This is a genomic window from Aeromonas sp. 5HA1, from assembly GCF_029237245.1.
Classification (GTDB): domain Bacteria; phylum Pseudomonadota; class Gammaproteobacteria; order Enterobacterales; family Aeromonadaceae; genus Aeromonas; species Aeromonas salmonicida.
The window spans coordinates 157,611-181,011 of sequence record NZ_JAACFW010000002.1 but is presented as its reverse complement, the minus strand read 5'-3'; the positions used below and the strand labels follow the sequence as shown (position 1 = coordinate 181,011).

20 protein-coding genes and 1 pseudogene are annotated in these 23,401 nt (G+C 51.1%); 12 read left to right on the top strand and 9 right to left on the bottom strand.

Translation table 11 applies throughout. The features are described 5' to 3' along the window. Positions 1-374: 374 nt before the first annotated feature. The 8 genes from GWQ27_RS03125 to GWQ27_RS03090 form a co-directional block, all read right to left on the bottom strand. Positions 375-1,292 carry a DUF4123 domain-containing protein gene (locus tag GWQ27_RS03125; RefSeq protein ID WP_275906646.1) on the bottom strand — a complete coding sequence of 306 codons (918 nt, stop codon included), beginning with the start codon at positions 1,290-1,292 and terminating at the stop codon, positions 375-377. 3 nt (positions 1,293-1,295) lie between these two features. After that, on the bottom strand, positions 1,296-2,237 hold the full coding sequence (locus GWQ27_RS03120) for a hypothetical protein (RefSeq protein ID WP_275906645.1): 942 nt from the start codon (positions 2,235-2,237) through the stop codon (positions 1,296-1,298). 181 nt (positions 2,238-2,418) lie between these two features. After that, complete coding sequence (locus GWQ27_RS03115; protein ID WP_275906644.1) at positions 2,419-3,198, bottom strand: ankyrin repeat domain-containing protein; 780 nt, start codon at positions 3,196-3,198, stop codon at positions 2,419-2,421. Beyond that, positions 3,195-4,583, bottom strand: coding sequence for a PAAR domain-containing protein (locus GWQ27_RS03110; protein WP_275906643.1), 1,389 nt, complete (start codon positions 4,581-4,583; stop codon positions 3,195-3,197). The genes GWQ27_RS03115 and GWQ27_RS03110 overlap by 4 nt, the downstream gene beginning before the upstream one ends. 9 nt (positions 4,584-4,592) lie before the next feature. Next, entirely contained in the window at positions 4,593-6,629 is a 2,037-nt protein-coding gene (locus tag GWQ27_RS03105) for a type VI secretion system tip protein VgrG (RefSeq protein ID WP_275906642.1), read from the bottom strand. A 327-nt stretch (positions 6,630-6,956) separates the two neighbouring features. Then, positions 6,957-7,475 carry a type VI secretion system effector Hcp1 gene (gene hcp1 / locus GWQ27_RS03100; RefSeq protein WP_265434871.1) on the bottom strand — a complete coding sequence of 173 codons (519 nt, stop codon included), beginning with the start codon at positions 7,473-7,475 and terminating at the stop codon, positions 6,957-6,959. A gap of 229 nt (positions 7,476-7,704) precedes the next feature. Next, the gene (locus GWQ27_RS03095) at positions 7,705-8,244 is read right to left on the bottom strand and encodes a LuxR family transcriptional regulator (protein ID WP_275906641.1); all 540 of its coding nucleotides are present in this window, start codon (positions 8,242-8,244) and stop codon (positions 7,705-7,707) included. 130 nt (positions 8,245-8,374) lie between these two features. Continuing rightward, positions 8,375-9,751 (bottom strand): hypothetical protein, encoded by a 1,377-nt coding sequence (locus tag GWQ27_RS03090; protein WP_275906640.1) that lies wholly within the window; start codon positions 9,749-9,751, stop codon positions 8,375-8,377. A gap of 335 nt (positions 9,752-10,086) precedes the next feature. Here GWQ27_RS03090 and GWQ27_RS03085 point away from each other — a divergent pair, with 335 nt between their 5' ends. Together GWQ27_RS03085 and GWQ27_RS03080 are read left to right on the top strand one after the other, a co-directional pair. Beyond that, positions 10,087-10,299, top strand: a complete 213-nt coding sequence (locus tag GWQ27_RS03085; protein WP_275906639.1) for an AlpA family transcriptional regulator — start codon at positions 10,087-10,089, stop codon at positions 10,297-10,299. Between the two features lie 258 nt (positions 10,300-10,557). Beyond that, complete coding sequence (locus tag GWQ27_RS03080; protein WP_275906638.1) at positions 10,558-11,436, top strand: inovirus-type Gp2 protein; 879 nt, start codon at positions 10,558-10,560, stop codon at positions 11,434-11,436. A 143-nt stretch (positions 11,437-11,579) separates the two neighbouring features. Here GWQ27_RS03080 and GWQ27_RS03075 read toward each other — a convergent pair. Beyond that, a pseudogene (locus GWQ27_RS03075) lies at positions 11,580-12,795 on the bottom strand (IS256 family transposase). Positions 12,796-13,257: 462 nt separating this feature from the next. Between GWQ27_RS03075 and GWQ27_RS03070 the strand changes: the two are divergent. The 10 genes from GWQ27_RS03070 to cutC all read left to right on the top strand — a co-directional run bounded on the left by GWQ27_RS03070 (position 13,258) and on the right by cutC (position 23,316). Then, complete coding sequence (locus GWQ27_RS03070) at positions 13,258-13,830, top strand: TetR/AcrR family transcriptional regulator (RefSeq protein ID WP_059169814.1); 573 nt, start codon at positions 13,258-13,260, stop codon at positions 13,828-13,830. Between the two features lie 21 nt (positions 13,831-13,851). Beyond that, positions 13,852-14,661 (top strand): winged helix-turn-helix domain-containing protein, encoded by an 810-nt coding sequence (locus tag GWQ27_RS03065; RefSeq protein WP_265434643.1) that lies wholly within the window; start codon positions 13,852-13,854, stop codon positions 14,659-14,661. After that, the gene (locus GWQ27_RS03060; protein WP_059169812.1) at positions 14,661-15,167 is read left to right on the top strand and encodes a FidL-like protein; all 507 of its coding nucleotides are present in this window, start codon (positions 14,661-14,663) and stop codon (positions 15,165-15,167) included. Before GWQ27_RS03065 ends, GWQ27_RS03060 begins: the two co-directional genes overlap by 1 nt. A gap of 774 nt (positions 15,168-15,941) precedes the next feature. Beyond that, positions 15,942-16,220, top strand: coding sequence for a BMC domain-containing protein (locus GWQ27_RS03055; protein ID WP_010634659.1), 279 nt, complete (start codon positions 15,942-15,944; stop codon positions 16,218-16,220). 16 nt (positions 16,221-16,236) lie between these two features. Next, positions 16,237-16,521 (top strand): BMC domain-containing protein, encoded by a 285-nt coding sequence (locus GWQ27_RS03050; RefSeq protein WP_011705244.1) that lies wholly within the window; start codon positions 16,237-16,239, stop codon positions 16,519-16,521. Positions 16,522-16,535: 14 nt separating this feature from the next. Further along, positions 16,536-16,814 (top strand): BMC domain-containing protein, encoded by a 279-nt coding sequence (locus GWQ27_RS03045; RefSeq protein ID WP_042658414.1) that lies wholly within the window; start codon positions 16,536-16,538, stop codon positions 16,812-16,814. Between the two features lie 53 nt (positions 16,815-16,867). Then, positions 16,868-18,451 (top strand): acetaldehyde dehydrogenase (acetylating), encoded by a 1,584-nt coding sequence (locus GWQ27_RS03040; protein WP_265434799.1) that lies wholly within the window; start codon positions 16,868-16,870, stop codon positions 18,449-18,451. A 26-nt stretch (positions 18,452-18,477) separates the two neighbouring features. Continuing rightward, positions 18,478-18,735, top strand: coding sequence for a EutN/CcmL family microcompartment protein (locus tag GWQ27_RS03035; RefSeq protein WP_059169809.1), 258 nt, complete (start codon positions 18,478-18,480; stop codon positions 18,733-18,735). Positions 18,736-18,750: 15 nt separating this feature from the next. Further along, positions 18,751-19,905 carry a 1-propanol dehydrogenase PduQ gene (locus tag GWQ27_RS03030; RefSeq protein ID WP_059169808.1) on the top strand — a complete coding sequence of 385 codons (1,155 nt, stop codon included), beginning with the start codon at positions 18,751-18,753 and terminating at the stop codon, positions 19,903-19,905. A 21-nt stretch (positions 19,906-19,926) separates the two neighbouring features. Then, a complete protein-coding gene (gene cutC / locus GWQ27_RS03025; RefSeq protein WP_275906637.1) occupies positions 19,927-23,316 on the top strand; it encodes a choline trimethylamine-lyase in 3,390 nt (1,129 codons plus the stop codon). Positions 23,317-23,401: the final 85 nt, after the last annotated feature.

The following is a 23,401-nucleotide window of genomic DNA, read 5'->3' as shown; positions in this document are numbered from 1 at the left end:
AAGTATTCACCAGCCAACGCAGCATAAGCGGGGTTGGATTGAAACACCGGGTTATTTTGCACAGTTTCCTGGGGTTTGAAATCATCGCTACCTTCGTCAAGTAACAACTCAAAGGTTTCGCAGCCCATATCATAAATTCGGCATAATCCCTTGCTATCGGTTTTGCCTTTAATAACAGTGCCATTACTGTCGGTCAGGACAAATGGCGCATTAGGAACGGGTTTCCCATCATCATAGTGATAATGAATGGTGACTTCGCAACCACATTTTACGCAACCACCAGAGATGATGTTATCTGTCGAAAAATTCTGTTTGGCAGCTTCATCGCTGGACATCAGACTTGCTGTTTTATTTTTACTCATGAGTCCCTCAACCTATCCCTTATCCAATGCGTGAAGGGCCTGCTCAAATAGCCTATCCATGCGGCTTTGCTGCCCAATTAATTCAGCCGGTTCAGCCATGATTTTTTTTGCCCAGGGAAGCGCCATAAAGCCCACTGGCATTTCCAGCTTTAAACTCAAGAAGCGAATAACATCCTGCTGGTTTTTGAATCCATGGGAGAGTGCTTCTCGCTCACCCTCTTTGACGAAAGAAAACAATTGCTCTGGTTGCCACCCCTTAACCACCTGATGATGCGCCTGGATATGCGCGACATACTCATCGTGTGCAACGCTGTCTGACAGCGAGTTCAATGCAGTCCACTGTGCGGGTGATAACTGTTGCGGAGCACGCCCAGCGAGGTCATGTTCGACCCGTTCAATAAGCTGGAGATAATCACAACCACCCTCCGGTGATATATCGATAATCTTGGCGATAGGACCAAACAGCGCAGTGGCTTCGGCAGGAGAGCTTGCCATCAAGAGGGGCTTGACCACCTGCCAGTCACTGAGCCGCAAGATGGCGGTCTCATGTTCAGGTGTATCTATCCAGGACCACTGCCGCAGATGTGCCAGCAATGCTTGCAACTGCTGGAGCGGCGTATACGCCAGCATGAACCAGTCGAGCTGAAACATCAGGCCCCATCCGGGTTGATGGGTTACAAGGCGCTGAAGCTCTGGCCAATTGTGTCGATGAACAGGGATGAGATAGGGGGAGATAGTGCTATGCAGCTTTCCCGTCTCCCCCCAATACAGCCTGGTCTGCTCAAGGCTACCGCCCCATTTTTCTGCCAGGCCAGGCACAGCCTCGTTGATGGCCGCTTCGGCAAACATGAACAGACCTTGCCCATCAAGCAGCTGTTGCCAGTCATCATCCTGATACTTGCCAGATATCATCATCTTGCTTGCGTTCACGCCTTACGCTCCTTTATCGCCTACCAGGCCAAACAGCCATTCATGTCGATGGAAATGGGCCCGTGAATCACTGACCAGCGCAGCATCCATCTTGAATTTTTTAATGGCCATCGATAACGAATAGTGAGAAACCAATTTAATAAACTGAGGGTGCCGATAATAATCTGAGCCTATAATCCAGCGATGCGCCGACCAGGACTCCCTCTCATCCTCCGATGCAGAGGGATATAACTCCCTTGCCAACGCAATACCGCTGATAAAGCGTCGTTCCAGCCACTCAATACTCAACTCAAAGGGATAATACTCGCTGGCTCGGATAAACAGGGTCTTGGCCAAATATTGATAGCGAGCCTGATTGGTCAGCACTCGATAACTCTCGGTACTCAGTCTGTTCTCATACCCTTTTGAAGGCAGGTTGGTATACGAGGTTGACTCTCCGAGACATTCAAATTGCAACGTTGAATAACTTGCATCGACCACCTCAGGTACATACATCGCCAGAAATGGCGATTCAAACTGCTGCCTTGTTGGCAAGTCAGCCATTGCTAGCCATGTCTTTAGCAGGGTGGGTTCGTGAAAGGGGAAAAAGACATGTCGTCCATCCGGGTAAATACAGGCATGGCGAGCAATGCAAGCTTGCCGAACCTCATCGATGCCGGCTGTTGTCGTCAGCAGCACAATACCCACTTCAGGGTAACGTTCATGAGACAACAGCCACAACAGCAGACTTTCCGTTGCTGCACCTTCTTCGATAAAGAGCAGCAGTAACTCAGAACCTGGATAGCACTGTACATCATGTTCATTGGGCAATAAGCGCCAATCCTCTGAACATCTATGATGTAACGACTTCCAGTAATCAACGCCACCATTAAACTGACTTACATCAATGACGACATATAGATTGGATGTCTCATCCCTGACAATATCGAATATAGGTAACGACATCGAAATGCCTATCTAATTATTGCATTAACAGGACGTATTAAGCTCATTAACACATGCCTACAGCATTGCATTAAAAATGCCGACTAGAGTGACAGCAGAGCACGATGGACATGATTAACAGAACAACATATTTTTATAGTGAGGCAGTGGTCTGGTATTCCGAGACCACTGCCTCACATCACTACACTTTTTCTCCGCGAGCCCAACGCTCACGCACTTCAGCTGGCGTCAGTGGGGGAAATTTTACGCCTTTTTCTATCAAGAACTGTTTCACCTTGAGTGCCCAAGGGTACTGAGGAGAGGACTTATCCATCAGTGACAGGCTATCTTCTACGATGTAGGCCAGATCGGCGCCTACAGCAGCTCGTATCCTAAAATCGGCGCCATGCTGTAACAACCAGTAGACAACTTCATATTGATTGATAAATGCACCATATAACGCACTATTACGGCCAGGACCATCAGTCAAATTAAGATCTGCACCACGTTCCACCAATAACTTGATATCAGCCCAGCGGGTCTCACCAATAGCATTGAAAATGGCCGGCTCACTATTCCTGTCCAGTGAGTTTGGGTCACCTCCCGCATCTAGGACAACCTGAAGCAGTTCGGGATATTTAGAACCCGCAACAGAGCAAACAGCATTATCACCAAATCCATCTTTATAGTTGGGATCTGCCCCCACTTTTAGGGCAAGTTCAACCGCCTTGTAGTCTTTGGTCTCAAGGATTAACCATAATAACGGGGTAATGCCCTCTTCATCTTGAATATTGAGGTCAACCCCCTGCGCAATCTGACGACGGGCTGCAACTTCATCACCACGTTGGATGGCTTCCAGCACTTTCACTACCGGGGCGGGGAAAAACTCACTGGCTTGCATACTTTTTCCTCCCACTTGGCATGCCGATAACAAACCCAGCGCTCCTACGCAGAGCACTTTTAAACGAGAAAGCCATATCATTTTACTCCTCCAAGTTTGCTGGTAATAGTACCGATATCCTCACTCTTCTGTGCTTCAATACCGGCAATCACTTGATCCATACCATGGCGAGCTATGGGATTTCCCCCTTGCGAGGGCAAGGGTAACATCTTGCCAGCAGCAGGGGGGAGCGCCCCTCCTGCCAGCAGAAGGCTTCCCAAGGCCCCACCAACAGCTGCCCCCCCCGAGCCTCCTATCGCACTGCCAATACCGGCAAATAGAGTGGGGACGGCCAGCTTTCCCACCCCTTGCACCATGGTAAGCACCTCGCCGTCCACTGCCTGGGTTGTCATCAGCTCACCTACTTTGTCCAGAGGCAGGCCACCCTTGCGGCTGACGGTATTGGCGTGTAACCCGGCCGCGTTGAATGTGTATCCAGGTAAGCCAGTAACACCAACTCCCGCTGAAGCCAATCCTCCACCCAATGAGTGACCAACCGCGACAAGCGACGAAGATGGCGAAGCCACCGCAAGTTGCACTTGCCGCGCCAAATCCATCGCCTGATTGTATTGCTTAGTTTCCGAACCAATCCCCTGAGCCCCATTGGTCATCCAGTCCATTTTACCGGTCACCGCGTTGTTAGTGCCCCGGTAGGTGAGCATGGTCTCGTTGTTGATGGAGGATTTGAACAGGGCGGAACCAAAACCGCTCTTTTTATCGGTAAAAACAGCCTTTTCCAGGCCGGGTATTTTTTTGGTATCTACCTGAGAAAGGCCAACAGGAGCCGCAGGCAAGTCAGTTCGCGTACCGCGATTAAATTCATCGACGGCATAGACATACTGCGCAGCCTCAGCACGCAGGATACTGTCATTGTTAAAGCCCAGACGTTTACCTGCATCCGCCAACCCTGGCACCTTGGCTGCACGCTCGGATAATTGTTTACGCGCCTGATAGCGCAGCTTGCGCTGTGCCTCTGTCAAAGTTTTTTCCACCTCTGGCAGGGCAACAGGAGCAGCCCACTCAAGCAGTGTTTGCCATGGCACCAGCATGGGCGAGAGCGCCAACAGTGGCAGCCGTTTTTTGGCGGCTTGCTCGGCGCAGCTCTTGGCTGGTGATTGATAGGGGCTATCCCCAATGATCACATTGCCACTGCCTGCTGCAACAGAACCGCCACAGCCGATGGCATCTCCCACCCTTGCCGCCGCCTTGCCGTTGATAAACACATTGCCGGAGCCACCCGAGATGGCGCGACTGTGAATGCCATGGGGCATGTTGGGACATGGGCAGGCATGGAGCAACACAGCATCACCTTTACGTGCAGCAGGCTTGCCATTAATGATGACATCACCACTACCTGCAATGATGGGGGTCGCCGGAAAACAGCCATGACCGGCACAGCTATCACCTAATCGGGCAGCACTTGGCATAATGACTCCTTAACGACGATCCGGTGCATCCGGCAGGGTGGGCTTGTTGGGTGCCTCCGGTTCGATGGCGACAGGAGCTGTACCGGCACCAGGTGAACCGCCATCGTTGATCTTGACCACATTGCCCGAGATGGTTACCCCAGCGCCATCAAGCTTGATAAAACCACCTGGCCCCTTGATGGTCAGCGCTTGCCCCGCCTCCAGCACAATGTCGGTGGCTTTGAGATAGCTGTCTGTGCCAACCACCACTCGCTGATGTGCCCCTACGACCAACTCTTCCCCACCAGAAATAGAGGTCTGGCGGCTACCATCCAGATGAGTGATCTCTCCCCCACCAATGAAGCGCTTGAATGAGGCCATGACTTTTTGCACAAAATGGCGACCAATCAGTTGGTGATGATCCTGCCCAATTTGCTCAAAATCATCTTGAGCTACCGTGCGATGACTGTGACGGTCCACTCGCTGGAACTGATCCTGATTGACCGTCAGGTGCTGATCCAGTCCCACACTTTGACGATGAATGTGGTTGATGACGACGTCCATATCCTTTTGAGCATGAATGTAGATCTGCTCTCTCGACGCTTCATCCTCAAAGCGCAGTTCATTAAATCCTTTGCCTTTATGCGTGTCCGTTCGCAGCAGCGTACGTGTCTTATGTTCGGGTAACACGTAGGGGGTTTGGTTTGTGGCGTGATAGGTACGACCGGTCACGATGGGCTGATCAGGATCGCCTTCTAAAAAGGAGACGATGACCTCATGACCAATACGGGGCACTGCCATCATGCCATATTGGCCGCCAGCCCAACCTTGGCTGACGCGTACCCAACAGGAACTTTGATCATTACTGGCACCGTATCTGTCCCATGGGAACTGCAGCTTGATCCGGCCATATTTATCGCAATAAATCTCTTCACCCGACGGGCCAACTACCGTGGCAATTTGGGGACCATCAACCATGGGTTTATGCGGTAAGAGTGGTCGCCAAGTTTGTAGCGCTTTGACTACTGTGAACTCATTAGTAACAGTTGTGGCCCCATCTCCTCCTTCCTCTTCCAAGGCTTGAGGTTGTTTACCTGTATGGAGAATGCTGACGACTTGCCAATGGGTATTCAGGACAGCATTTGGATGCTCACTCAATGCAAAGGTCTGACCGGGTAACAACGCCGCACAGTTCGACTGACCTCGGCTCGCCATAGCATCGCTGCGCAACGCATCGAGCCGGTATTGGGTGAAGGATTTGCCACTGGGATCTTGCTTGAAACGCCCTGGGTAATCGAAGTGCTGATAAGTGTCACGCTGGTGCTCAAGTTCACTCCCCAGCTTTTTATGGGACAGGCCATATGCAGGGGTTTTAAAGCTGTAGTCCTTGAGTTCAACCTCAGCCTGGCGCACCGCTTCTCGATAGTGAAACTGGCGTACATAGGGCCCTTGCTCTAGCGAGCGGTTACCTAAATTGAAGAAGAGCGCAGGGCCATCGGTGAGCGCTGCGGCATCGTCTGCAAACACGAGACGATGCTTGCCGGCTTCAAACTCATGGAAATAAAACATCCCCTCTTCTGCTGCGAGGCGATTGATGAATTCAAGATCGGACTCCCGGTACTGTACGCAGTACTCCCGCTGAGCATGGGCGTTTTTGAGTGCAAAGGCGTAATCAGTAATGCCATGCTCCTGCAGCAAGGCCCCCATGATTTCTTCCGGTTTTTGTGCCTGGAAGATGCGGGCATTGTGGCGCAGACCCAACCGCCACAGGGCTGGTTTGACTTCCATGCTGTAGCGAGTACGCCGAAAACCACTGTCACCTTGTTCGAACTGACTCACCACGCCGTTAACACGTCGCTGCAACTCGCCGTTGTACCACACCAGCAACTCACAAGGTTGATCCAGTACCGCACCGAAGTCGATATCCGGCTGACTACTAGCCAGTTGCAGTGAAAGGATGAACGGATCGCTTAACGCCTCATGCAGCGTAAAGCTTGCCACAACAAACGTGGTGGCAGGCAGCGCGCCCACCTTAACGGTGAATTGCAATCCGGTCTGATTAGCCATGATATCTCCCTATCACCTCTCGAAACTGCGCTAGAAACCTGTCAAAACACCACGCTACCGCCCTCTCTGGTACACAAGCGGCCACCAAAGATAAGTAACATGACGGGTAATACGATGTTTGTGTCTGCATAACAGGACACCCCTTATTGCTTTGCCATCACCCCGCACTCACTACCACGGTATCAGTACCTGGACAGGGGGATGGCAAAACATAAAAGCTCCGGCAACCAAAGACCGACCGGAGAAATTGCGGGATAAAAGGCCGGTGTACACCGGCCACAAGATACGAGATTACATACAAGGAATAGCAAGGTAACAACGCGAGGCTTATGCCTCGCTAGGGGTCCGCCAGTCGTCAGAACCAGAGGTACCGGCAACAGTGTGCTCCCAGTCAATCTTGCGATACGCCAGAGAGACCTGAATAAGCTGGGTAAAATCAGACTTTGCAGGGTCTTGGCAGTGTGGCATCTGGCAGTCGATGTCGACGATGGTGGCGTCGGTCAGCACGGTAGAGAAGAAGTGCTCCTGCTTGCCCTCAACAGAGGTGCGATACCACTTCAGGGTCACTTTCGGCAGCATTTCACCGGAGGCCAGGGCGTTGTACATCAGCGGCACGGCTTTGTTCAGCGCTACGGTGAACTTGAACGGCTTGTGGACACGCTGGCCGGCAGGCTGACCGGATTGCGGGTCAGTCGGTACGGTCACAACGTGTTGGAACTCTTGTACCAGCATCTCGTCTTCGTGGCCTTGCACGAAGATGTTGCCGACGGAATCGGAGGTGAAGGCGGCGGCAGTGATGTTGCCCTGAGTTTTACCTTCAATGCTGATATAACATGGAGTTGGCATAGGGTTGCTCCTAAATAGATTGGTTAAATGAGTTAGCACTCAACTAGCCTAATAGCAGCGGCCATGCCAACTTTTAGTGTTGTTATTTATCAAAGACTTATCGTAATCCACCTTCCTAGCTCGCCCTGGGTCGAGCAACCCTTTGCTCAAACCACGCATATTCACCAGCGAGAGTTGCGGAAAAAGTGGGGATCACCAGAAAGTGAGCTATATATTGCGCCAGTTAGCATCATTCACTGATTTCGCTGATATTTCCTACTTCTGCAGCACCGATATTCAGACGTACCAATCCCTGCTTGAGGGCCCAGGAGATTGCCTGGCCCTTGCTGCTCGCCCCCAACTTCTCGGCTATGCGTTCCAGATGAAAGGTGACTGTCCGAGGGGTAATGCCCAGGATTTGAGCGATATCACTGACTTGCTTTCCCTCTGCTGCCCACTGACAGACCTCCAACTCACGCAAGCTCAAAGGGGCACGGGGTGTTATTGTTGACGTCGTACACACCCGTACAACGGCTTCGAAGACGTGATTTGATAGCCAACTCAGAAATGGGATCGCGCTGAGCCATTGATGTTCAGTACGTGGTGTGCGTGTGATGAGAGAGAGCAACCCGACATGACCATTAGGCCCATGCCAGGGGATGGTGATGCCATCACGCAGCCCAGCCTTTTGGGCTAGCATCATGACCTCCAACCCAGCTGCATCGAGTTGATCGCAACACTCAGTGATGAGGTCTGCCCAGAGAATAGGTGTGCTCTGGGTCGGAATCAATATTTCACACTAACGTAACACCGATATTCGTCTCTACTTAAACGCCTAGCAGATTCCCTGGTTCTTACTGATCGCCCCAGGCTTCCTGCTGATACACTCCATTTGAAAGGCCCATGTCCACTTTCAAAAATTACCGTTTTTCAGATTGTGGCTTGGGTGTATTTTTAGCTTTCAGATTGACGTCAACCTCCAACGCGGGAGAATACAAGCCATTCTCTTCATCATACGTTATACCGAAGCATGCATTATTTTGCTCAGACTTGTTAAAGGTTTTTCTGTATTCTTCATCAATAAGAATGGAAATAAGCCCTCTCTTAGTTAATTTATTATTGCCTTTACGCTTTTCCAAGTATAATTCTTCAAATCGCTCCTTCACTAGAGGTGGAACATCAAAAGTAAGTTGTTCTACTCTTTTTTGTTCTTTATTCTTTTTTGTGCTATTGGCAGATTTTATACTATTTAACAAGCTATCTATCTGCTGATATGTCATAAAGAAGGAATTCAGGAGAGCTTTTAAGTAAACAAATTTATCCTGCTTGTTTTCTGCTGATGCCATTAACTCAGAAAACCACCAGCATGACTTGATGCGTGAAAAAACAGTTTTAGATAAACGCTCAATGGTATGTTCATCTGAGTAGACTAAATTTTTTAGCTTATTTGATAAACGCTCATCGATCACAGTTAATGCTAGCTGCTTAGCACCAAGTATTATTGCCATTATAGCTTTTTTACGAGCAAGCCTTGATGTATCATCAATACTTGCGGATATAATTATTGCGTCTATTAAAACCTGAAGCATTCCTTCAACACGTTTATTGTCTTGAGACAGCAACAAGTTTTTTCCACCCAAGGAGAAAAAACGCTCGGCAACGACATTGCTTCGTAACGCCATATGGTTTTTATCGCTCTCAGACATCTTCATTAAATTAATGAATACCACTGACAATGTATCCATTGATGGGGTTTTCTCAAAGACCCCTTGAACAGTGTAACATTTGCTATCAAGCGCTCTCGAGAAATAAGAGAAAATAGTGCTCAAAAATAAATTGATATCCTCTACGGATAAATTTTGCTTGTATATTTCAATAGCGCCTTCTATCTTTTCCATTGAGATGTGAAGCCAATCATGAATAATTAAATCTAGTCTTTCTAGGTCAGCGTGAGCATTTTCTAGCCTAAATGCAGTGTTAACTTTATTTTTAGGGATAAGCTGGAAAAGCATATTTCCACTCGCACGTCGAAAGTGGCATACATCCTCAAAGTCCAATTTAAATTGAGGGGGGTGGGGTGATGATATGGGATATCTCCGCTTGTAGATAAGATATCTGTAGATAAGATATCTGTAGATAAGATCATACACCGCACGTTCTTTTTTTTCAATAAGAGGTGACATTATTGATATATATGCCGCGTCTCTCTTGTATTTTTCACATCCTCCATTTATTTTATTGGATTTAAATAAAAAACAATGAAAAATAAAATTAATTACCCTATGTTCTGTATTCAAATGAATCTTCTCGTTAATAAATTAAAAACAAAAAAAGATATGGTCACCTAGGTGACAGATAGCAGCTTTATCATAGCCTCTGCAGACGATTGTTTCCATACATTGCACAGCCCAATCCTATGTCAGTCACATTGACTATCACATGAGTTATCCTTCAAAGACACACCGCGTAGCATCCCACTTCCCCTCAATCAATCTTGCTCTACAACACCATACAGCCTTGTTATGACAGGCCATCATTAACTTGCTATCGCAGCCACCCCTCCTTAAAGCCAGTTTTTTTCAACCCCCAATCCCTTCTGGTGAACGAAACCCCCAACTACCAGGAGAACACCATGAACACTTCCGCCAAAGTACTGCGCATCAAAGACGTTATTCAAAAGACAGGGCTTGCTCGCTCGACCATCTATGACCGCATCAGCGATAAATCTCCTCGCTATGACTCGAGCTTCCCTAAACCATTCAAGATTGGGCTGTCTGCTATTGGTTGGTTTGAACATGAAATTGATGCTTGGTTACACGTACAAGCATCAATAAGAGCATTTTAATTTAATGCCATAAAGGCTCCATAAGTTAATCTGCTGATTGTTTATACCCAAATAACAGCTATAACGACAAACACACATTGTTAAACATATTTATCTTCGTAAACATATCTACTGCAGAACGCGGATTCAGTTACGCTAGTTAAGGTGTTTATATTATTAAATGTCAATCAATAATATACCCATCTAATAACCACCTAACCTCAGTTAACCATACACTCCCCTTAGAATATTTAAACACTCTTCAATGAGGGATTACTCATGTCTGCCCATGTCCTGAAATTTATTAAAAGCTTAGAATCTGACTATCCAACTATAAACATCCATGCTTTCCAAAAAGTAATGGATACTGTTACCAGACATTACTATCACTACAGAGAGGCTAAGTCTGCTCATCCCTCGGTTGAACTGTTCTTGAGATACTTTTATCCTTATCGAGATATATATGCAGATAATAAATTATCTCCCGAGCTAAAAAACGTTATAGAGGAGTTCTTGGTGGAGTTGGATATGCCTCTGCATCAGAAGCGATTACGCAATCTGAAACGGTATGAGGCACGTAATAGCACTAGTGTCCACGACTATATCAACAAACTATTTAGGTTGCATTCTAAAATCCTAGTGGTCAGGGTGGATGTTCACTATGGTGATGAAATTAAAGACACCATGACTATCGAGGAAGCGATAGATGATAGAGATACGTATCTAAGAGCTGTAAAACGTCGCTATCGCAATCTTTTAGGGTATGTATGGAAGTTAGAGTATGGAGTGGACAGGGGCTATCACTACCATATGGCATTTATATTCAATGGCAATAAAGTTCAGGGGGATATTAGTCTTGGGCGTAAATTGGGTGAGGAATGGAAATCACTGAGTCGTGAACCCAGAACATATTACAACTGCAATGCAGACAGGGATAAATATGAGGAGTGGGGAGCATACGGTATTGGGATGGTGCATCACGATGACTTAGAAAAACGTCATCTGCTATTACATAATGCACTGAGCTATTTGCTCAAGTTTGATGAAGCGCTACTGGCTGAGATGCATGAGCGCTTTAGGAGCGTGGGTAAAATGGAAGTGCCGCGTAGAAGAGGAAAAGGTGGGAGACCCAGGGGTCTCAGGGAACGCTGGGAGTAGTATCTTATTGACTCCCATATCTTCTAATCGGGTGATACGGTTAGGTAGACGACTGGTGTAATACAGGATGTTGATTACGACACATCTTCCTGCGGAACTACGTGTGAGAGCCTGTAAATAATTCTGTGTAACTGCCCACCCCATTACAGGCGACCGTTCAGGCGATCACCGAACTCGATAATAAAGCGATTCAGGGCAGGCTTCCAATTCTGGATCGGCATGGTCCATTTCTTAGAAGCTTGCTGTATCGCGAGGAACGCCACTTTTAACGCCGAGTCATCGGTCAGGAACAGCTTCCTTTGTTTAGTCGCTTTGCGCAGCACGCTGTTCAGTGACTCGATCGCATTGGTGGTGTAGATCACCTTCCGGATTGCGGGGGGATAATCAAACAGCGTGATCAGATTGTCCCAGTTATTCTGCCAGGAGCGCGCTATCTGCGGGTACTGGCTATCCCAGCGCTCGCCGAAGTTCGCTAGTGCCTGTTGAGCTTCACGTTCCGTCGCAGACTGGTAGATCTGCTTCAGTTCAGCCGTCACCGCCTTGTAGTCCTTCCAGGAGACGTAGCGCAACGAGTTGCGGACCATGTGGACGGATACACAGTTGCACCTTGGTCTGGGGATACTCCACGGCAATGGCATCAGGGAAGCCCTTGAGACCATCCACACACGCGATCAGGATGTCTTCCTGGTCGCGGTTCTTCAGCTCGGTCAGGACCGATAGCCAGAACTTTGCCCCTTCGGTCTCGGCCAGCCACAGGCCCAACAGCTCCTTGTGCCCATCCATATTGATGCCCAGTGCCAGATAGAGCGACTTGTTGATCACCCGCTGGTTCGCGCGGATCTTCAGCACAATGCAGTCCAGATAAACGATGGGATAGAGCGGATCCAGCGGCCGGTTTTGCCATTCGTGGACCTGCTCGATGACACGTTCGGTCACCTTCGATACCAGCCCCGCCGAGATGTCGGCGTCATACATCTCTTTGAACGCGTCCACGATATCCCGCGTGCTCAAGCCCTTGGCGTAGAGGGCGAGGATCTGGTCGTCCATCTGGGTCAGGTGGGACTGGCCCTTGCGGACAAACTGAGGTTCGAAGAACGAGTTACGGTCACGAGGCGCCTGGATGGTGACCTCTCCGTGCTGTCCTTTTAGGCGCTTGGTGGAATAGCTATTGCGATTGTTGCCGGTCCCGCGGCCTTGTGGGGCGTGTTTCTCGTAGCCCAGATGCTCGTCCATCTCGGCATTGAGGGCGGTTTCAACGGTGAGCTTGATCAGCTGTTGGGTGAGGGTGCCGAGATCTTTTTCAGACTTGATGTCTTTGGCCAGCTCAGCAGCCAGCGCTTTGAGTGTGTCTTGGTCCATTTGCTTACCCACGAAGGTATCCTTTTGAAAAAGTTACTTACTCGTGGGCAGTTACACAATTGGATTTACAGGCTCATTTTATTGGCTCCTCTACTCGGAGCCTCAAATGACCGTCGAACAACTTGCCAGAGCCACACGCAGTGTATTTGAACTACAAGTTTGTGCGATCGTGTCAGGCTGGATGCTCTGGATGCTATAGCACTCGTAAGCCTCCCGGACCAGCTGACTGGAGAGGGCGCCATCCTCTTTACGCAACAATATTTCATTAACAACACTGTTAGCACCATGACGATACAAACCCCTTGCTCAATCCAAAATGTAAAAGTGGGCAGCCTGATACCATTATCACTTGAATGGGTAATTGTGACCCACAACACAATAATGACATCCCGCCTCCGTACACGTCCTCTCAGTTGATAGCGATCAAAAACTATCATACCGTCTGGTCGGTATGATTTAGTCATGAGCATGGAAAAATCACACCGCAAAAAGGATCCAGTCCGTTTGCACGAGCTACTGCTGGAATCGGCAGCCACGATTGCTGGTCGGGACGGTATCGCGGCTCTATCGTTGAATGCCGTAGCCAAAGAAGCTGGGGTAAGCAAAGGTGGTTTGCTACACCATTTTCCCAACAAGCAGGCACTAATATTTGCCCTCTTTGCTCGTCTGTTGGCAATCATGGAAGACGCCATCTCAGTATTAATGGCCGCAGATAAGATCACCCATGGCCGTTTTACTCGGGCTTATTTTCACTATCTTTCTGCCCCTGAATTAACGGATACCCAAGAGAGTCGCCAGCTGATGGTGCTATCACTAGCAATGCCGGATGAACCAGTACTAAGAAAATGCTGGCGTGACTGGATGCAGGAACATCTGGAGAAAGGCGATGAACTGGATAATAGCTATATCGGCACGCTGGTACGTTATGCAGCGGACGGCATTTGGCTATCCGAGTTGACCGAAGGGCGGACCATGAGCGCCGAGCACCGTCAGGCGCTGGTGGAAACACTGTATAAAATAACGCTTCCAACGTGAAGCCCATGTACTGAGGCCGAGATGCGCTACAACATCAATGCCCGTTTCATTTATGATGCTACGGATGGCTCTCTGACTCAGCGGGAAAGTACTGAGCCAGATAGTCAGCTGTCCATCACAGCCAACGCGCTGCTTTATTTTTTCTTGCGAAATACGGGGATCGTCAGCCGAGAAGAGGTACTTAAAAAAGTCTGGGATGACAATGGATTAACCTCATCGAACAGCAATCTGAACCAATACCTGAGTATATTGCGCAAGGCATTTCGCCACTACGATATCGACAACATTATCGTCACAGTATCACGTGGTTATTTGCAGCTAAATCCCGACGTTATCATCGAGCCAATTAATGATATCTCTCATCATCCCACTGACACACCAGTACACCAACCCGTTACAGCAACGCCCGATCTGGCACTCGATCAAGAAGAGTGGAGTGTACCCCTCAGTCCACATTCTCGAGGGATATGTTGGTATGTCGCAGGTGGTTGCCTGCTCGTTTTTTCACTGATGTTGGTAGCTTTAGGCCTATTTAACTCCCGCGATCCTAGCCCCATCGCTTTAACCCGCATTTCTCATAATCAGTGTGAGCTGCTGGCCAGTGATGAGATGTTGCGCTCGGTCAGTGCCGACGTGTACCGCAAACACTTCGATGACGTGCGGCAGCGGTTAGGAGTTACCTGCAAACCCGGCGAACGTTTTTTGTTGTTTTACGGCGACAGGTTGGAAACCAATGGCTTGGGACGCGTGTATCTGGCCCACTGCGCTATGCATGAAGATAACCCATTTAGCTATTGTGATAACTACTTCTACTACTCTTGGAAGCCTTGATGAGACTAACGCCGCGTGCCTTCTTTCTCTTGTCCTGCATAATGCTCATCGCTGCAGCGGTCTATGCAGTGTATCAGCTACCCAAAGAAAATGACGGTGTCATGAGCTGCACGACCAAAGGTATTATGCGGTTTGAAAACATGGATAAAGAGAACGTCAATGGCAATATCCACTTTAACTTCGACAGGCAGGGAAAAGGCTCTATGGTGGTTGAAGGCTATACCGACTCAGCCGCAGGTTGGCTCTACCTCCAGCGCTACGTCAAGTTTACCTACAGCACTAACCGCGTTTCCGCCACCGAACGCCATTACCGTATAAATAAATGGGAATCCAGCGCCTCATCCATTGATCAGTCACCGGATGTGATTTTTGACTATTTTATGCGCGAGATGTCAGACAGCCACGATGGACTGTTTCTTAGCGCACAACGGCTGAATAACCAGGCTATGATGCTGAGTTCGATTAACTCGCCGCTCTGGATCTGTACGCTCAAATCCGGCAGCTAGCTGAACTAGTTCCACCAATATGGTTGATGCAGTGGCATAACTACCGATGACGCCTGTGCATATCCCTCTGTCCCAACGGCTTGGAATGATCGACCACGATTGATGGCCTTGCCATTATGTGGGTTGCCTGTACCTCTGTTGTGATAGCAATCCGTTTGTAATTGGCTCCTCTCCCAACCCCCCTACACTCCTACACCTTTGTCCCATGCTCAATCTCATTACCAGCAAGGCTGGTGTGCACATTACATATCAGATGGCAGCCAACCACACCTACCCCTCGAGGCCGTCGCATGCATCCCTGATACCGTTCTGAGCATGTCTCGACCTGATATCTGAGAAACAACTTCCCTGGTCATTGTTCAATTGTCGCCGTCACGTACTACATTCCCACTTCTGCCAGCACAGTGCTCAGTTTTTACATTTAGCTTCGGCGGAAAAACATGAGCGCCTCCACAGTTAGGGCTAGGCCAAATTACCTCTTCGCGCCTATCAATCAACAAGCTCATAACATCTGAAGTCGACTTTTTTCTGAGCCTGAATTCGGCCTTATATAAGGTGAGAACACAACATCAAAAAAAGCATAAATACATAAATATGGCTTTAATTAATAAAAGATTCAGGACAAAAAACTAATTTATAGGTTTTTGTGGATTTAAGTTCCATTGCCACCACCAATACCTATAGTGGCCGTTGAACGCCGCAACCGTGGCTGAACGCTGTGACACGGACGGTTTTCCTTAATCACATAACACAACCTGTTCTGAGGAGATCACCATGGGTGATGCATTGGGGCTTATCGAAACCAAAGGTCTGGTGGCCTGCATTGAAGCCGCGGATGCGATGTGCAAATCCGCCAACGTTGAGTTGATCAGCTATGAAAACATCGGCTCAGGCCTGGTCACCGTCATGGTGAAGGGGGATGTCGGTGCGGTGAAAGCTGCGGTGGATTCCGGCGTGGAGTCGGCACAACGCATCGGTGAAGTAGTGACTTCACTGGTCATCGCCCGTCCGCACAACGACATCAACAAAATCGTCATTAAACACAAAGCTTAAAGCTGGGGGAGCTCAAATGGGTGATGCATTAGGTTTGATTGAAACCAAAGGTCTGGTGGCCTGCATTGAAGCGGCAGATGCCATGTGCAAAGCCGCCAACGTCGAACTGATTGGCTATGAGAACGTCGGCTCCGGTCTGGTCACCGCGATGGTGAAAGGTGACGTCGGGGCAGTGAAAGCCGCGGTGGATTCAGGCGTGGAGTCTGCCCAGCGCATCGGTGAAGTCGTGACCTCGCTGGTCATCGCTCGTCCACACAACGACATCAGCAAGATTGTCGCTCACTACAAAATTGCCGAGTAACGGGAGATAGCATGATGAAAGAAGCGCTTGGTCTCATTGAGACTAAAGGTCTGGTGGCCTGTATTGAAGCGGCAGATGCCATGTGCAAAGCCGCCAACGTCGAGCTGATCGGTTATGAGAACGTCGGTTCTGGTCTGGTCACTGCGATGGTGAAAGGTGACGTCGGGGCCGTCAATGCGGCAGTTGAGTCCGGTGTAGAGGCTGCAAAGCGCATTGGTGAAGTGGTTACCTCTCGCGTCATCGCTCGTCCGCACAACGACATCGAAAAAATCGCGGCACAGCACAAAGCATGACCTGACAGGGCACGCCCCGTTCGCACTTTATACGTCTGATGAAGGATAGTTTCATGATTGAACTCGATACCGATTTGCTCTCCCGCCAGAACGCGAGAGAACTGGTGCGCAATGCCAAAAAGGCGCAGGTGATTATGGCCACCTTTTCGCAGCAGAAAATCGACGCCATCGTGAAGAACGTGGCCGAGGAAGCTGCGCGTCACGCCGAAGTTCTGGCAAAGATGGCCGCAGAAGAGACCGGTTTTGGCAACTGGCAAGATAAGGTTCTGAAGAACCGTTTTGCTTCGCTGCGCGTTTACGATGCCATCAAAGATACGAAGACCGTCGGTATCATTCATGACGATCAGGAAAAAAAAGTGATGGATGTGGGTGTGCCACTCGGCGTGATCTGCGCGCTGGTGCCGTCGACTAACCCAACTTCTACGGTGATCTACAAAACACTGATTGCGTTGAAAGCTGGCAACGCCATCATCTTCTCACCGCATCCAGGTGCTCGCCAGTGTAGCTGGAAGGCGATTGAAATCGTTAAACGCGCAGCTGAAGCCGCCGGTGCCCCGGTGGGGATCGTCGACGGGATCACCGAGCTAACCCTGGAAGCTACATCCGAGCTAATGCACAGCAAGGATGTGTCACTGATCCTGGCAACCGGTGGTGAAGGCATGGTGCGTGCGGCCTATGCTTCCGGCACTCCGACCATCAGCGGTGGCCCGGGAAACGGTCCTGCCTTCATCGAGCGCAGCGCCGACATTCCTCAGGCGGTGAAAGACATCATCACCAGCAAAACCTTCGATAATGGTGTGATCTGTGCCTCCGAACAGTCGATCATCGTCGAACGCTGTATTTACAACGACGTTCATCGTGAACTGGACGCTCAGGGCGCCTACTTCATGAACGAAAGCGAGGCTGCCAAAATGGCCGCCCTGCTGCTGCGGCCGAACGGCACCATCAACCCTAAAGTTGTGGGCAAAACGGCGATCTATCTCAGTCAGCTGGCAGGCTTTAGCGTTCCCTCCAGCACCCGCGTGCTGGTTGCCGAGCAGACCACAGTCTCCCATAAAAACCCCTATTCCCGTGAAAAACTGTGCCCGGTACTCGGCCTGTACGTGGAAGAAGACTGGCGCGCAGCCTGCCATCGCGTGGTCGAGCTGCTGACCAACGAAGGCCTGGGCCACACCCTGGTGATCCATACCCGCAATCAGGACGTGGTCCGTCAGTTTAGCCTTGAAAAACCGGTTAACCGCATTCTGATCAACACCCCCGCCGCCCTAGGTGGCATCGGTGCAACCACCAATATCACACCGGCGCTGACGCTTGGTTGTGGTGCCATTGGTGGTGGCTCCAGCTCCGATAACGTCGGGCCAATGAATCTGCTCAACATCCGCAAGGTGGGCTACGGCGTTCGCTCTATTGAGGAACTGCGTGCACCGGATCACAAGGTTGTTCCGCAGCCTGTTTCCACCCCGACTGAGGGCCAGCGCTGCAGCATCCTTGATGACGCCCGTTTCACTGCTCCGGTACAGGCAAATACGGCTGCCGATGACCGCTTTGCCTGCGTTGCAGCAGGCGTTGAGGGTGATATCAGCGAGCAGAACGTGGAGCGCGTCATCCGTCAGGTGCTTGAGCGCCTTGGCAAGTAACGCATTGAGATAAGGCGATAAAAACGATGATTCTCGCAAAGGTAACCGGACATGTCGTTGCCACGCAGAAATGCGATGAGCTGCGCGGCAGCAACCTGCTGTTGATAACCCAGCTGGACGACGAGCAAAAGCCGATGAAGGACCGTTCCTGGGTTGCTATTGATAGCGTAGGTGCAGGCATGCACGACATCGTACTGGCCGAGGAGTATCTCGCGCTCAACAGAGACCGCTACAAAGCCATGTCAGTGGTCGCCATTGTCGAGAACGTGTTTCGGGACGCTTAAGGAGTGGATAGCCCAATGAGTGAATTTTTGCTGAAACCCCGGATCCGCTTTGGTCAGGATGCGCTCGCTGTTCTGACCGAGTTGCCCGCCAGCAACGTACTGCTGGTCACTGACAAGATGATGGTGAAGTTTGGCCTTGCTGACCGGGTGACGCAGATCCTGCGCCAACGCGGCCTTGCCTTCCAGACTTGGGATGATGTCGTCGCCGATCCGGATATCGCCACAGTGGTACGCGGTATGAAGCTCATGGACAGCTGCTATCCGGACCTGGTGATCGCGCTGGGCGGCGGTTCGGTGATTGATGCGGCCAAAGCGGTTATTTTCGCCCTGGCGCAAACTCGTCCGGACCTGAGTCGCGAGCGTCCCTGCTTCGTAGCCATCCCGACCACCAGCGGTACCGGGTCGGAAGTCACCAGTTTCTCCGTGGTGAAAGCCCACGCCGAGAAGCTGGTGTTGGTAGACCCGTCGCTGCTGCCGGATATCGCCATTCTCGATCCGTCGCTGGTGGCATCGGTGCCGCCTGCCATCACAGCAGATACCGGGATGGACGTGTTGTGCCATGCGCTTGAGGCTTATGTCTCTCGTGCGGCCAGCGACTTTTCCGATGCGTTGGCCGAGAAGGTTGTGCAGCAGGTGTTTCGCTACCTGCCCACCTGCTGGCGAAACGGTCACGATTTGCTAGCACGGGAAAAGATGCACAACGCCTCATGCATGGCGGGCATGGCATTTACTAACGCATCACTCGGTATCACCCACAGTCTGGCCCATGCCCTGGGCGGTGTGTTCCGCGTACCACACGGCCGCGCCAACGCACTCCTCATGGCGCCGGTAGTGGCATGGAACGCTGATTATCAGGGGCAGTGCGATACCCAGGCTGCTCATAAATATGCCCGTCTGGCTCACCTGCTGGATCTGCCCGCCCACACTCCGCGCGAAGGCGTTACCAGCTTGCTGGTAGCCATTCAAGCACTGAAAGATGAAATGAACATGCCGACCGGGATTGGTGATACCGATGTCGTCGCGGTCGACTTTGACCTGCGTCTGGCAGAGATGGTCAACCAGGCGCTGCGCGACAACTGTACCGCGACCAATCCACGCACACCGGATGCACAGGCATTAACCGAACTCTATCGCCACGCATGGAGCGGCAGCGCTGCTCTGGATTGCTAAGAACAAGAACTGGAGAACTTCATGGCACACTACAGCTTAACGCCGCGCGTCAAAGTGCTGGCTGAACGTTTACTGGCGCATACCAGCACCCTGTGCTCAGAACACGCAACGATTCTGAGCGGGCTGGACAGCGATATCGCGGGTATGCCCGCTGCCGTAAAACCGGCGCGCCGTTTCTATGAACTGATGCGCCAGTTACCGCTTGCCATCAGCGCTGACGAGCTGATTGTTGGTAACCAAACCCGTAAACAGCATGGTGCGATCTTCCACGACGAACACGTCATGCATCGCCCCTCTACATTCCAGTTCCTGAATCTGAATAGCGATATCGACTCCCCCGACTACAAGCTGGTGGTGGAGAAGGGCGTGTTGGCCATCAAACACCAGCTGGAAGAGAAAACCCGTACCTTGGGCAGTGCCGTTAGCCGCAGTGGCATGGACGAAGTGAACGGCTGCCGTGCTGCCATCTACGCCTGCGATGCCCTCATGGCGCTGGCGCAAAACCTGGCCAACAGTGCCGAAACGCTGGCCGCCGCAGAGAGCAACCCGTTCCGTCAGGCCGAACTGCGTGAAAGTGCCGCCATTTTACATCACGTCCCGGCCCACCCTGCACGTAACTTTAAAGAGGCATGCCAAGCGTTCTATCTGTTCCAGCTGGCACTTCAGTTGGATAACGGCAGCTACGCGGTAAACCCGGAAGGGGCGGACAAGGCGCTGCTGCCCTACCTCCAGCACGATATGGCCAGTGGCATGCTGAACGGGCAACAAGCCTATGAAATTGTTGAGAGTTTGTGGTTCAAGCTGGCGGAGTTAAGCGAAGTACGTGCCAACTGCGCCATCGACGGTTACCCGATGTTTGATGCTTTGCTCCATGGCGCCAGCCTCGAGAACGCGCGAATTAACGAACTCTCCGACATGTTCATGAGTGCGCAGCAAAACCTCAGCGCGCTCAATTTGCCAGTGCGCCTGTTTAGCGGTGTGCAGCAGGTTTCGACCCTGCCGTTCGCCGCCTGTGCAGAAGATCCGGCGGTGATGGAGGGCTTAACGCCGCGTCTGCAACGCCTGCGTAATCGCTATCTGACCGTGCGCCCCAGCGTCTCTATCTATCGCGCGCTCGCCTTTACCGAAGTCGTCAAAGCCAACCCGGGCATGCCGACCATTTTGCTGCGGGCCAAAGCCTTCCGCCACGCCTGCGAAACCGCCCCGATCCTGATCCAGGACGACGAGCTGATCGTCGGTCATCCATGTGGCAAGCCACGAGCAGGCGCATTCTCACCAGATATCGCCTGGCGCTGGGTTCACGATGAACTCGATACCATGAGCACCCGTCCGCAAGATCCTTTTGAAATCAGTGAAGCGGATAAAAAGACCATCCGTGAAGAGATAGTGCCGTTCTGGGAAGGCCGCTCGCTCGATGAGGTCTGCGAAGCGCAATATCGCGAAGCTGGCATCTGGGCATTCAGCGGTGAGACCTTCGTCAGCGATCTCTCCTATCACCAGATTAATGGTGGTGGTGATACCTGCCCTGGCTACGACGTTCTGCTGTTCACCAAAGGGATGAACGGCATCAAGGCTGATGCCCAGGCTCATCTCGACCAGCTGAGCATGGAGAACCCGGAAGATATCGACCGTATTTACTACTACAAAGCTGCGATCGAAACCTGCGAAGGGGTGGTCAACTACGCTCGGCGCATCGCAGCCCATGCCCGTGACCTGGCTGCGAAAGAGCAAAATGCCCAGCGCCGCGCCGAGCTGCTGACCATCGCCGAGGTGAACGAGAATGTACCGGCCAATCCGCCAAAAACCCTGCAAGAAGCACTGCAGAGTATCTGGACTGTAGAGTCACTGTTCGAGATTGAAGAGAACCAGACCGGACTGTCACTCGGTCGCCTTGACCAGTACTGCTACCCGATGTTCGAAGCCGATATTCGTGAGGGACGCCTGACCCACGATAGTGCGTTGGAAATGATGCAGGCGTTCATCATCAAATGTGCCGAACTGATGTGGATGTCGAGCGAGCTGGGGGCGAAATACTTCGCCGGTTATCAGCCGTTCATCAACCTGACCGTGGGGGGGCAGAAGCGCAGTGGTGGCGATGCTTGTAACGACCTGACCTACCTCATCATGGATGCCGTACGCTTTGTGAAGGTTTATCAGCCGTCACTGGGTTGCCGTATTCATAACCAGTCGCCGCAGAAATACATGGAGAAAATCGTCGACGTCGTGAAAGCGGGGATGGGTTTCCCTGCCTGCCACTTCGATGACTCCCACATCAAGATGATGCTGCGCAAGGGCTTTGATTTTGAAGACGCTCGCGATTACTGCCTGATGGGTTGCGTCGAGCCGCAAAAGTCGGGGCGTATCTATCAGTGGACCTCCACCGGATACACCCAATGGCCTATCGCCATCGAGTTCGTGCTCAACCGTGGCCGCATGGTGCTGTTTGACAGCTACCAGGGGCTGGATACCGGTGACTTGCGTGATTTGCGTACCTTTGAGGAGTTCGATGCTGCGGTGAAAAAGCAGATTGCCCACATAGTGCGTCTCTCGGCAATCGGGACTGTGATCAGCCAGCGGGTACACCGCGATGTTGCCCCGAAACCGCTCATGTCTCTGATGGTGGAAGGTTGCATGGAGAGCGGAAAAGATGTCTCCGCTGGTGGCGCGATGCTCAACTATGGGCCCGGACTGATCTTCTCTGGCCTGGCAACCTATGTCGACTCTATGGCCGCGATCCGCAGGCTGGTGTTTGAAGACAAAAAGTACACGCTTGAGCAGGTCCGCGATGGACTGCTGGCCAACTTCGAAGGGCATGAAGCGCTGCGCCGCGACTGCTTGAATGCACCGAAATACGGTAATGATGACGACTATGTTGACCAGTATGCGCTGGATATCACCGAGTGGACGGAGAAAGAGTGCGGCAAGTACAAGATGCTCTACTCGGTTATGAGCCACGGCACCTTGTCTATCTCCAATAACACGCCTATTGGTCAGTTGACCAACGCCACGCCGAACGGTCGCTTGGCATGGATGCCGCTCTCTGACGGCATCAGCCCGACCCAGGGGGCGGATAAGCAAGGTCCTACGGCTGTCATCAAGTCTGTGAGCAAGATGAATGTGGAGACCATGAACATCGGCATGGTGCACAACTTCAAGTTCCTCAAGGGGTTGCTGGATACCCAGGAGGGACGTCACGGTCTGATCACTTTGTTGCGTACTGCCTCGATTCTCGGTAACGGCCAGATGCAGTTCAGCTATGTCGACAATGAAGTGCTGAAAAAAGCGCAGCAGGACCCGGAGAAATACCGCGACCTGATCGTGCGTGTCGCAGGTTACAGCGCCTATTTTGTCGAGCTGTGTAAAGAGGTGCAGGACGAGATCATCAGCCGCACCGTGATAGAGAAGTTCTAGTCGAGGCGTTGAGAACAATTTCTCTGTATTGAAGAATAAATCTGAAGTACTCCGTGATGGCAGGTCTCAGAAAATGAGACTGTGG